At 71.0% G+C, this 11,792-nt stretch carries 8 protein-coding genes and 2 pseudogenes; 3 read left to right on the top strand and 7 right to left on the bottom strand.

The features are described 5' to 3' along the window. The 6 genes and pseudogenes from H5J26_RS31060 to H5J26_RS22720 form a co-directional block, all read right to left on the bottom strand. Positions 1–400 (bottom strand): annotated as a pseudogene (locus H5J26_RS31060) (hypothetical protein); the annotation flags it as partial. Between the two features lie 122 nt (positions 401–522). Continuing rightward, positions 523–3,642, bottom strand: a complete 3,120-nt coding sequence (locus H5J26_RS22740; RefSeq protein ID WP_181767797.1) for an alpha-N-acetylglucosaminidase — start codon at positions 3,640–3,642, stop codon at positions 523–525. A 109-nt stretch (positions 3,643–3,751) separates the two neighbouring features. Next, positions 3,752–4,408, bottom strand: coding sequence for a LuxR C-terminal-related transcriptional regulator (locus tag H5J26_RS22735; protein ID WP_181767796.1), 657 nt, complete (start codon positions 4,406–4,408; stop codon positions 3,752–3,754). Between the two features lie 137 nt (positions 4,409–4,545). Further along, complete coding sequence (locus H5J26_RS22730) at positions 4,546–5,427, bottom strand: Gfo/Idh/MocA family protein (RefSeq protein ID WP_181767795.1); 882 nt, start codon at positions 5,425–5,427, stop codon at positions 4,546–4,548. Further along, positions 5,424–5,795 (bottom strand): 5-carboxymethyl-2-hydroxymuconate Delta-isomerase, encoded by a 372-nt coding sequence (locus tag H5J26_RS22725; RefSeq protein ID WP_181767794.1) that lies wholly within the window; start codon positions 5,793–5,795, stop codon positions 5,424–5,426. Before H5J26_RS22725 ends, H5J26_RS22730 begins: the two co-directional genes overlap by 4 nt. A 196-nt stretch (positions 5,796–5,991) precedes the next feature. Continuing rightward, on the bottom strand, positions 5,992–8,349 hold the full coding sequence (locus H5J26_RS22720) for an MMPL family transporter (RefSeq protein ID WP_181767793.1): 2,358 nt from the start codon (positions 8,347–8,349) through the stop codon (positions 5,992–5,994). Positions 8,350–8,608: 259 nt separating this feature from the next. Between H5J26_RS22720 and H5J26_RS22715 the strand changes: the two genes are divergently transcribed. The 3 genes from H5J26_RS22715 to H5J26_RS22705 all read left to right on the top strand — a co-directional run bounded on the left by H5J26_RS22715 (position 8,609) and on the right by H5J26_RS22705 (position 10,909). Next, positions 8,609–9,922, top strand: a complete 1,314-nt coding sequence (locus tag H5J26_RS22715; RefSeq protein ID WP_419183839.1) for a histidine kinase — start codon at positions 8,609–8,611, stop codon at positions 9,920–9,922. After that, the gene (locus tag H5J26_RS22710) at positions 9,919–10,320 is read left to right on the top strand and encodes a GNAT family N-acetyltransferase (RefSeq protein ID WP_181767791.1); all 402 of its coding nucleotides are present in this window, start codon (positions 9,919–9,921) and stop codon (positions 10,318–10,320) included. Before H5J26_RS22715 ends, H5J26_RS22710 begins: the two co-directional genes overlap by 4 nt. Before the next feature lie 67 nt (positions 10,321–10,387). Next, positions 10,388–10,909, top strand: a complete 522-nt coding sequence (locus H5J26_RS22705) for a DinB family protein (protein ID WP_181767790.1) — start codon at positions 10,388–10,390, stop codon at positions 10,907–10,909. A gap of 39 nt (positions 10,910–10,948) precedes the next feature. On the opposite strand, the pseudogene H5J26_RS22700 reads toward H5J26_RS22705, so the two are convergent. Beyond that, positions 10,949–11,792, bottom strand: a pseudogene (locus H5J26_RS22700) (regulator); the annotation flags it as partial.

Genomic DNA, 11,792 nt, shown 5'->3' with positions numbered 1-11,792 from the left:
GACAGATGTAGGCGTCCGTCGCCGAACCCGGCCAACCTGCCGAGGGAGCCTCCCCGTTCCGCCGGCCCCCCGTACCCGCGGCGTCAGCCCGTCCCCTCTTCGGCACGTCCGCCTCGGATCCGGCGGTCCGGCGCTGTGCGGGGAGCTGCTGCTCGGCCCTGGCGTAGCCGCGTCCCCCGGGCAGAGTCCGCTGCACGAGCGAATGAGCGGCGAGCACCCGCCGGTGCCTGGCCTGGGAGGACGGCAGCACCAGATAGGCGAGCCGTACGAGCCGCGGATAGTGCTCCACGAGCGCGGCTTCGGCCTGCTCGACGTCGAGGGACCCGGAGCGTGCCCGAGCGGGTGTGCGGGCGTGGTGCCGCGAAGTCTCTTCCGAGAGGGCCGTGTTCTTCACGTTCACGAGAACGAACCAATGGTGGGTTGGTCACATCACGGCGGACCACCCCGGACGCCGGTGAGCCCGCACCTCCGGCCGGAGCGGAGGGACGGGCTCAATTTGAGGCATCGCGCGCAGGGGCCTGCTCAGCTCACCTTCCAGTCGCTGAACTCCACCGTGCCGCGCATCCCGTTGCCGCCGTTCGTCGCGGACATGAACAGGCCGACGTCCTGGCTCGTCACCACTCCGGGGACCGAAACGGTCCCCACCGAGCGCCAGTTGGCGCCGTCGTCGGTGGACAGTTCGCCCTGGAAGGAGCGCCCGTCGCGGTTGAGCCGCAGCAGCACGGGGGCCTTCACGCCGGTGACGCTCACGACCTTGTCGAGGGCTCCGTCGCCGTCCGAGTCGTAGGAGAGGGCCACACCGTTGCCGGGGGTGACGGACAGATTCACGAATCCGGGCGAGGTCGTCCCCGGCAGATCGTTCCGGGCGATGATCCCGGCACGCGCCCAAGGGCCCGTGTCCGCCTGCGAGGTGACGCGGACGGTGGCGGAGGTGCCGTCGCGCAGGGCGCCCTCGCGGTAGACGGCGCCGAAGTGGTTGGTCCCCTTCCACATGTCGTCGCCCGCGCCGTTGATCGCGAAGCGGCCGCCGAGCTGGCCGAAGACGGCGTCGTTGGTGCTCAGCGTCGAGAATTCGTCGTCCAGCGGTCCGGCGACGTAGAGCTGACCTCGCTGCGGCGCTCGTACGCGGCGCTCACCCTCCGGCCCGTACTCCACGGCGAGTTCGTACTCGAGCGGCTCGAGCGGGTCCTTGAGCTTGTTCTTCGGCGCCCGTACGTTCCATGAAACGGTGGCCTTCTCGCCCTGCTTGACGTGCAGCACCGAGGTGGATCCCTGCGGCTCGGCGTCCTTGAGCCCTCTGAGGGAGAAGTCGACCGTGCCGGTCGAGCGCAGGCCGCTCTCGTTGCGGAAGACGGCCTTGAACTCGCCCCTTGCGCCCGGCCTCAGAGTGGCCGGGTCGGACTTGACCGTGACGCTTCCCTGGTACGGCGCCTTCGCCAGCGCGGTGTGCACGCGCTCCGCGACGCGGTAGGCGTCGCCCACGGGCCGCTGCGCGTACTCCTTCGTCTCCCGCGTCCACGCCTCTTCGAGCGCGTACCAGTCGAAGGTCTTGGGGTCCGAGCCCTGGTCCAGGGCGTCCTCCAGGGCCTCCAGGTAGGAGCGCCACTGCGGCAGGTGGAAGTCGCCGATGAGGCCCTGCCAGTCGCGGTTGGCGTAGTTGGCGAGCCGGCCCTTGTCCGCGGCGGGCCTGTCCGCCCAGGCGGTGAGCAGCGTACGGGCGGTGCGCTCCAGCTTGTCCTGCTCGGTCTCGACGCTGCCGGCCAGGCGCCGCGCGTCCGCCAGCCACGGACCCATCAGGAACGAGCGGTGCGTCCCGGCGACCTCCTCGCTCAGCCCCATCAGGGTCAGCCACAGGGTGCTGAGCTTGCGGAAGGCGGCCAGGTCCTCGCTCTCGTAGGCCCGCTTCAACTGGCCGATCAGCAGCCAGGAGCGGTTGGCGAGGGCCTGCCGGGCAGTGTCGGCGAGGTCGTAGCGGTAGGCGTCGCTGCCGCGCAGCGACTCGCGGACCTTGAGCAGCGCGGTGAGCGCCGGGTCGAAGTCGGCCAGGTCGAAAGCCGGGCTGTGGGTGGCGTAGTGCGCGCCCGAGCGGGCGGTGAGGCTGGGGCGGGCGGAGAAGATGCTGTCGTGCGGGCGCCCGTCCGTGCTGCTGATCTCGTACGCGGTGGCTCGCAGCGTGGCGAACGCGGTCCGCGCGTTCTCGTCGTCGCCGCCGTAGCGCAGTCGGGCGTAGTTGGTGAACCACTGGTCCCGCTCCACCGCCTCCTGACGCCATGCCAGCTCGCTGAAGAGCTCGAAGGCCGCCGGGTCGCGGTGGGTGGACTCCGGCATGTAGGCGGTGCCGACGAGCTTGCTGCCCGCACGGTCGCGCCACTCGGTGAAGCGGTCGGTCCACATGTGCGTCTTCGCACCGATCGTGGTGCGCCCCCCGAAGTTGGGGATGGTGCCGAAGGCGTAGGGGATGTCGCCCCAGTCCTTCTCGCGGTCGGTGATCCTCTCCAGGTCGGAGAGCCCGTCGACGACCAGCGTCTTGCTCTTGTGCTGAAGCGCGTCGAGGAGTTCGCGCCGCGGGTTCTTCTGCCAGCCCAGGATCATCCACGTCGCGCCGGGGAGCGCGGTCTGCAGCGCCTTCTCCACGGCGCGTGCGGCGTCGGGCACGGGCACGTTGCCCGCCTTGCCGCCCTCGTGCAGCAGATCCATCTTGACGTGCCGGATCTCGCCGAAGAGGGCCTTCTGGTGCGCGTAGTAGGAGGCGGCGACCTTGCGGAAGACGGCGGTGCGCGGGTCGAGCCACGCGGGCCGGGTGAGCCCGTTCCAGTCCCCCTGGGGGACGGTCGTGCCGCCGGGGTTCCGCTTGGTGAAGTCGTTGGGGACCGTGCCGAAGTAGCCCGGCAGCACGGCGTGCATGCCCAGCTCGCGCAGCCGGGTCACGATGCGGCGGCCCAGGTCCTCGCGGCGCTTGAGCAGCTCGGCGCTGATCGGGCCGCCGTACTCGGAGAGGTTCTGCAGCAGCCACCACGGCTGGTGCGACGGTGCGGGGATCCAGCGGCGCGCCTCGGCGTCGGAGTAGCCGTAGTCCTTCAGCAGCCGGTGGTAGACGCCTTCCGAACCGGTCGTCACCAGCACTTCGTTGCAGCCGTGGAGCGCCATCACGTCGATGAAGTGCTCCCAGTGCTCCCAGTCGGCGTACGGAGCGGTGTAGCCGTCGTGGGTGTCGTTGAGCATGAAGCGGTGCGGCACGGTGGCGTTGCGCTCGTACGGGCTGCCGGGCGCCGGCAGCTGCTTCGACAGCCCGAGCTGGCTGCCCGACCAGGAGATGTGAGCTCCGCAGGTGTACTTGAGGTACCAGTGGAGGCCGGTCAGGGCCACTGCCGGCGAAGTCGCCTCGATCTTGATGCTGCCGGCCGTCCCGGAGACCCGGAAGCGCTCCTTGCCGCTCGTGAGGGCGGTCAGCTCGATCTGGCCGCTGTGGTCGGGAAGCAGCCGTCGCACCGCCTCCTTGGCGGGCCCCATGTCGCTGACGATGGCCAGCGGATTCGTGCCGGCCGCCTCGGCCGCTGCCGGGGCAGCGCTGCCGCCGAGCGCCGCACCGGCACCCAGAGCACCGGCCGTACCCAGAAGTGTGCGTCTGTTGATGTCCTCCACGGGGGTGCTCCACTTCTCAGATAATCCGCTGGTCACAGCTGTCACGTGTGGTGCGCACGCTAATGGAGTGCCGTGTGTGGACACGAGAGGCGCGGCAAGCTGAAGGTAGTCAGCCCCGGTCGGACCCGTCCAGGTATGCCAGAACTGCGAGAACTCGCCGATTGTCGTCGTCGGAGGGCGGAAGGCCCAGTTTTCCGAAGATGTTGGACGTGTGCTTCGCCACCGCCCTTTCGGTGACGAAGAGTTGGGTCGCGATGGCCGCGTTGGACCGCCCCTGCGCCATCAGCTCCATCACCTCACGCTCGCGTGATGTGAGCTTTCCCATAGGTTTGTCCTGCGCACGGCGGGAGAGAAGCTGTTGGATGACCTGCGGGTCCATCGCGGTGCCCCCCGCGGCGACGCGGCGCACCCCGTCGATGAACTGGTCCGCGTCGAAGACCCGGTCCTTGAGGAGATAGCCGACGCCGCCGGTGCCGTCGGCGAGCAGCTCCCGCGCGTACAACTGCTCGACGTGCTGCGAGAGGACCAGCACGGGCAGTCCGGGCCGTTTGCGCCGCGCCTCGAGCGCGCACTGAAGCCCCTCGTCGCTGAAGGACGGCGGCAGCCGTACGTCGACGACGGCGACGTCCGGCTCCAGTTCCAGAAGTGCCCGGCTCAACTCCGGCCCGTTGTCCACGGCGGCGGCGATCTCGAAGTCGTACGCCTCCAGCATCCGGACCAGTCCGTCGCGCAGCAGGAACAGATCTTCGGCGATGACGACGCGCACGGATTCTCCACGATGGCCGGGCAGCTGGGATGCCCCCTGAATCTACCGGCCGGATGCGTGGACCTGTGGGCATACGTCATGACCCGCGGCTCTCAGGGAGAGGGCCCGGTGCCGCCGCGGCGGGGAGAGGCGGTCGGCTACAGAACCGACTCCGCCTGCGCGAGGATCTCCGTCACCCGCTGCGCGAAGGCCGCGTCGCAGGGATGCGCCACGCCCGTGCGCGCCGATTCCGCCAGTGCGTCGACGGCGCGAGAGAAGGCATCGACGGGTGATTCTTCCCGGTTGGGGAGGGTGGTCGTGCCGGCCTTGCCCCTGACCTCGGCCGTGACGCCCGCCGCCGCGGGCGGTACGGAGTGGCTGAGCGTGCACGTGCTCGACGCGCCCCCGGCGTGCTGCAGGATGATGTGGACGGTGTCGCCGAAGCCGCGTGCCGCCCGCACCGACGACAGGTCCGACACGTCGCCGAGCACCGGCAGCAGCACGGACAGAGCGTGCGGGCCGACGTCCCACAGCGCGCCCCTCTCCCGGCGCCATGGCGAGGCCGTGTACGGGGAGTCGGCACCGCCGAAGACGGGGGAGAGCCAGTCCGCGCGCCCCGTCAACCAGCCTTCCGTGCCCGCCTGCTCGTCGATCCACTCGGCGGTGGACGGGCGGAAGCGGAGCGTGAAGAAGACGACGGAGGCGACCCCGGCGGCACTCACCGCCTCGGTGACCTGGCGTGCGGCACCGGGGGTCGTCGCGACCGGCTTGTCCAGCAGCAGATGGCATCCGGCCTCGGCTGCCCGCACGGCCAACGGGGCCTGCACATCGGGCGGAAGGGCGATCGCGACCGCGTCGCAGTCGGTGAGCAGCGCGTCGACGTCGTCGTAGGTGCGGGTCTGAAGGCTCTCGGCGCACTCCCTGGCGGCCTCGGGCCGGCGCCCCCACACGCCCGCCAACTCCACGCCCTTGTGGGCGGCGAGAGCGGGTCCGTGCGTGTTGACGGCCCACGGGCCGGTGCCGAGCAGTCCGAACTTCATCCTCGTTCCTCCTCGGTGTGGCTGGCGTAGCTGCCGCGGGTGAGATCGCAGACGTCGACGGAGGTGTGCAGCGTGATGCCGGGCATCGGCTTGACGTGGTCGCGGGCCAGGCCGAGCACCGCGCGGGAGAGTTCGGCCTTCGCCTCCGGCGTACGTCCCGACAGAAGCGCCACTTCGACGTGGAGCATGGCGACCTCGTCCGCGCCGTCCGCGATCACGCACTCCTCGATCTGCCGGAACCGCGTCTTGCAGCCGGCCACGGAGCCCTCGACCGTGCGGGCGAGCAGCGGGTGCAGGGCCAGGCCGAAGCCGCGGCGGTCGAAGTTGTCGGCGAGTGCATCGGAATAGTCGACGGTGATGTGCGGCATGGGGGCAGCGTACGGGGTGAAACGCGGCCTCACGAGAGAAGCTCGCCGGATCGCGCCACGCGTGTGAGCCGTGCTCACCGAGGTCCATGCAGCTCATCTGACCTGCGAAAACAGTCGGTCTCGCCACACAGTGCGACGCGCCCCGTCACCGCGTTCGAGTCGCGGGACGAAGGCGCGTCGGCACCGGCGGAGAGCGTCAGCGGCCGTGTGCTGACACGTAGGGACTCTCCGGCTGTCCGGGCCGGTGCTGTCCGTACGGGTCGGCCGCGTCCCAGGGGGATTCGCCGGATCGCGCCGGTGGTGCACCGCCTGCCGGGTCCCCGTGCTCCAGGTTCGGGAGCCGCTGAAGCCACTTCGGCAGATACCAGTTGCGCTCGCCGAGCAGCGTCATCACCGCGGGCAGCAGCACCATCCGTACGAGCGTCGCGTCCAGCAGCACCGCGACGGCCAGGCCGACGCCCATCTGCTGCATGTCCTGCATCGAGAGCGTGCCGAACACCGCGAACACCGCCACCATGATCACCGCTGCGCCCGTCACGGCGCCGGCCGTCGCGCGTACCCCTTCGGCGATGGCCTCGCGGGTGGGCACACCTCGCTGGTGGGCCTCGCGGATCCGGGAGACGACGAAGACGTGGTAGTCCATCGACAGCCCGAACAGCACCACCAGGACGAACAGCGGCATCCACGATTCGATCGCGCCGACCGCCTCCGTGCCGAGCAGCTCCGCTCCCCAGCCGTGCTGGAAGACGGCCGTCATCACGCCGTACGCCGCGCCCACCGACAGCAGGTTGAGCACGACGGAGGCGGCTGCGACGGGCAGCGAACGGAAGCTGACCAGCATGAGCAGGAAGGTGACCGCCGTGATGAAGGCGAAGACCGGGACGATGCCCGTACGCAGCTGGTTGTTGAAGTCCATCGAGCTGGCCAGTTCTCCGCCCACGTAGGCCCGGCCGTTCTTCGCGACGGGCTCCAGAGTGCTCGGCACGAGGTCCTCGCGCAGCTCCTTCACGGCGGCCTTCGACGTGGCGTCGGTGCCGTTGCCCGCCAGAGGCACGGAGATCTGGGCGATGTCCGCCTCGCGGTGCAGCGTGGTGGTGACGCCCTTGCCGAACTGCCCGTCCGTGCGGGCCTGATCGGTGAAGTCGGCCAGCGCCCGGCGTACCTGCGGCGCCTCGATGTTCGCCGCCTTGACGACGACGCGGGCGGGCGCGGGGCCACCCGGGAAGGTCTCGTTGATCGCCTCCGAGCTGATGCGCAGCGGCGACTCGGAGGGCATCTGCTTGTCGAGGTTGAGCTGTTCGGTCTTCATGCCCAGCGCGGGCGCGGACAGTACGAGCATGGCCACCGTCCCCAGCACCGCGAAGACTCCCGGAGCGGCGAGGACGGGCCGGAGCACCACGGCCGAGATCCATCCGCTGGGCCGGCGCCCGCCCTGCTGCTGGGACCGCTTGCGCCTGCCGCGTCCGCCAACGAAGGGCAGGCGGCCCCGCTCCACCCGGTCACCCAGCCACGACAGCAGCGCGGGCAGGATCGTCACCGAACCCGTCATCGCGATGCACACGACCAGGATGGTGGCCACCGCGAAGCCCTTGAACATCAGCAGCCCCGAAAGGAACATGCCGGACATCGCCACCATGACCGTCAACCCGGAGACCAGCACGGCACGCCCGCTGGTCGCGGCGGCCACCTGGAGCGCAGTCTCGGCGTCCCGTCCCGCAGCGCGCTCGTCACGCTCCCTGCGCAGATAGAACAGGCAGTAGTCCACGCCCACCGCGAGCCCCATCAGAAGCATCACGGAGCTGGTGGTGTCGAAGATGTGCAGCTGGTAACTGGCCAGGGCCAGCAGCCCGTTGGCGGCGATGAACGCGGTGACCGCGAGCGCCACCGGCAGCAGCGCCGCGACGAGCGCGCCGAAGGCGACCAGCAGGATGCCCAGCGCCAGCGGTACGGCCGTCCACTCGGCCTTGGCGAAGTCGTCCCCCAGCATCTCGCCCAGCCACTTGTCGGCGCTGGCCTGTCCGTACTGGTGGACCTCGACGCCCTCGCCCCGGTGGCTCGCCCGTACCTTCTCCACCGCGTCGAGCACCGGCTGGATGCGGTCTCCCGACGTCGCCGCCTCGCCCTTGATCTGGAAGTTCAGCAGTCCCGCCGTGCCGTCCTCGGAGGGCACCGGCGCCCGCACGTTGCTCACGTCGCCGGTGGCCTCGACCGCCGAAGCGACGTCGCCGGCGGTCCCACGCCAGCCGTCGCGGGTCTTGCTGGTCACCATGACCATCTCGCCCGCGGGCTCCTCGATTCCGGCTTCCTCCAGCATGCGGGTGGCGCTGGCCGAGTCCCCGACCTCGCCTTCGGACGGCTTCATCTCGGCCACGCCCGTCATGCCGCCGGCTGCCGCGGCGAGGATCACGAACAGCAGCCAGCCGACGATCGCCGTCTTGCGGTGCGTGGTGCTCCAGCCCCCGAGCCGTGCGGCCAGGCCCCCTCCACGCTGTCGCCGTGGTGCCGGCCGTTCCCCGCTTCCGTGCCGCCCTGGCGGCCTCGAACTGTCGTGCATCGCTGGATTCCCCCTCGTCAGAGCCGGATAAGTTATGGCCTCGACGCTAGGAACGGACGCCCGGCGTCCCCAGCCGCCGAAGCCCCCTCTCCCGGAGACGAAGGGCGAGTGCGGGGGGTGTCGCCAGGTACACCGTCTTCCGGGGGCCGGTCCCCATGTCCGGGACGTGCACCACGGCGCAGACTGGAGCGGTACCGGCGGACACCGGTGGGACCGGGGCGTTCCGGCGGGCGGGGTACGGGGAGAGGGAGCGTGCGACGTGAACCTGCGGGCGAAGACGGAAGAGGTCGTCAGCGACCCGGTGCTGCGCGGACGTGCCGGCGCGGCCCTGTTGGCAGCGGCACGCGGGCTGGCTCTGTGCTTTCTCTCGCTCGGCGTCTCGCTCGCCCTGTTCATCGTGAGCGTGCTGTCGATCGCCTTCATCGTGCTCGGCGTCGGCCTCTTCACGACACCGGCCGTGACCCACCTGGTGCGCATGCACGCCAACCAGCGCCGCGTGCTCGCCCGCGACTGGGCGGGCTACACGGTGCCGCCGCCCTACCGTCCCCTTCCTCCTGCACACGGCGCCGGCGGCGTCGTCAAGCAGTGCATCCGGCTGCTGGGGGACCCGGCGACCTGGCGGGACCTGGTCTGGCTCCTGACCGACGCCGTCGGGGGCTTCGTCTCCGCGCTCTTCCCGGCCGCGTTCGTCGCGTACGGGATCGAGGGCTTCGTCATCATGGCGGGCGTCTGGAAGGCCGTGCAGCACGAGTACTGGTACGCGTTCATCCCCGTCGAAGGCTTCGGCACGGCCGTGCTGTGCGCCTGCCTCGGCACTGCCCTGATCGCGTTCGCGCTGTATGCGAACCCCTACTTCATCCAGGGCCACTTCCTCATCGTCAAGGGCATGATCTCGCCCAGCCGGGGCGCCCAGCTGGAACAGCGCGTGGAGCGGCTGTACGAGACGCGGCACGACGCCGTCGACTCCTCCGCCGCCGAACTGCGCCGCATCGAACGCGACCTGCACGACGGCGCGCAGGCCCGGCTGGTCTCCATGGGCATGAGCCTCGGCACCATCGAGGCGCTCATCGAGAAGGACCCCGCACAGGCCAAGAAGCTCCTCGCGCAGGCACGGGAGAATTCGGCGGAGGCACTGACCGAGCTGCGCGACCTCGTACGCGGCATCCATCCGCCCGTACTCGCCGAACGCGGACTCGGAGACGCGGCGAAGGCCCTCGCCCTGCGCATGCAGGTCCCGGTCGAGACCGACATCGAGCTGCCGGGCCGGTTCGCCGAACCGGTCGAGTCCGCCGCGTACTTCGCGGTCAGCGAGATCCTCACCAACGCCGCCAAGCACGCCCGCGCCGACAAGGTGTGGCTGGACATCCACTACAGCGAGGCCGCGGGCGGGATGCTCCGCATCGCCGTCACCGACGACGGGCGGGGCGGCGCCGAGATGAAGAAGGGCTCGGGAATGGCGGGCATCGAACGTCGCCTGGGCCAGTTCGACGGCGTCCTCGCCGTCACCAGCCCCTCCGGAGGCCCGACGATGGTGACCATGGAGATCCCCTGCGAGATGGTCGCGCGGCGGTGACGAGCGGGCCGACGGTGCGGCTGCAGGTGCGTCCGCCGCTCGGCGACGACGAACTCAACGCCCTCTTCGCCGCGTCCTGGGCGCAGCACAGGCACACCGGCTTCGGGCCGCGCCACGCGCGCAGCCTGCTGTGGGTCGCCGCCTTCCGCGGTGACGAACTCGTCGGATACGTCAACGTCGTCGGGGACGGCGGCGTCCACGCCTTCGTGCTGGACACGACCGTCCATCCCGGCGTGCGAAGGCAGGGCCTGGGCGTGCGCCTCGTCCGCCGCGCAGCCGACGAGGCGAGGGCGGCGGGCGCCCTGTGGCTGCACGTCGACTTCGAGGAAGCCCTGACGGCCTTCTACGCCCGGTGCGGCTTCCGGCCGACGGCGGCGGGGGTGCGGCGGCTGGACTGACCGGGCTCAGCGAACCCGCTCGACCAGCGGGGGAGACGTTGTCAGTGCCGCGCTCTAGCGTGTGCGCATGACGTGGACGACTCCCGAAGTGCAGCGCCCGGCGTACGTGTCCGTGGCCGACGAGAGAACGGCTCTGGAGAGCGCGCTCGACATGGGGCGGGCGACCTTCCTCCACAAGTGCGGCGGTCTGACCGGCGAGCAGCTCACGATGCGCAGCGTCGGCCGCTCCACGCTCTCCCTGCTGGGCCTGGCACGGCACCTCGCCGGGTGCGAACGCTGGTGGTTCCGGAACCACTTCGGCGGCGAGAAGGACCTCCCCTGGATCTTCTTCACCGAGGACAACATGGAGGGGGACTTCGAGGACGGCACCGCGGAGAGCGCCCAGGGCGACTTCGAGATCTACCACCAGGAGGTCGCGGCGGCCCGCGCCGCAACCGCCGGGCGTTCCCCCGACGACACCTTCCACCGCCCCAACGGTGAACTAGCCGACCTGCGCTGGCTGTTCGTCTACATGGCCGAGGAGTACGCCCGGCACAACGGCCACGCCGACCTCCTCCGGGAGCACATCGACGGGCGCACCGGCTGGTGAGCGCGCCGCCACCGCCCCGGGCGGTGGCGGCGCAGCCCCTCATCCCAGTGCGGCCACCCGCTCGCGGTAGCCGCGCACCGGCGCCGCGTCCCGGTACGGCTCCAGCCTCCGCTCGAAGTCGCGTACGTACTCGTGGGCCCGCACCGAGCGCATCTCAGCCGCCTGCTGAGCTGCCTCCCCTGCCAGCGCACACGCCTGCTCGACCTCACCCAGCCCCAGCCGAGCCGTCGCCAGCACGACGCGGCAGAACAGCCGGCTGCGCGCGAAGCCCGCGCCGCGCAGTTGCAGCGCGCGCTCGGCGTGCAGGGCCGCAGCCCTGTACTGCTGCAGGTCCCGGTGGCAGTGGGCTGTCTCGTCGGCCATCTGGGCCTCGTCGAAGAAGCGGGCCCACGGCGGTACTTCCTCGCCCGTCTTGGCCGCCTCCAGAGCCCGCTCCGCGCGGGCGAGGGACGACGTGCACGCGCGCACCTCACCGAGCACTCCGTGTCCGCGCGCCTCGGCGGCGTGCAGAAGCGCCTGCACGAGCGGCGGGGCGGTGGTGCCCACCCCCTGCTGCGCGACCCGGGCCAGCTGCACGGCCTCGCGTCCGTGCCCCAGATAGACCGCCTGCCTGCTCATCGTCACCAGCACATAACTGCCGTAGCCCCGGTCGCCCGCGGCCTGGGCGAGGCGCAGCGCCTGCACGAAATAGCGCTGGGCGAGCCCGTGCGCCGCGATGTCGTAGGACGTCCAGCCCGCGAGCCGCGTCAGATCGGCCGTCGCGCCGAAGAGCCGCCGGCCCAGCTGCTCCCCGTACACCCCGCGCAGCATCGGCTCCGCCTCGTGCTCGAGATAGCGCACCAGCGCCTGCCGGGCGTGACCGCCGCCGTAGGCGTGGTCCAGG

The organism is Streptomyces albidus (ex Kaewkla and Franco 2022), from assembly GCF_013870515.1.
In the GTDB taxonomy this organism is placed as follows: domain Bacteria; phylum Actinomycetota; class Actinomycetes; order Streptomycetales; family Streptomycetaceae; genus Streptomyces; species Streptomyces albidus.
This window is presented reverse-complemented; position numbering and strand designations above follow the sequence as displayed.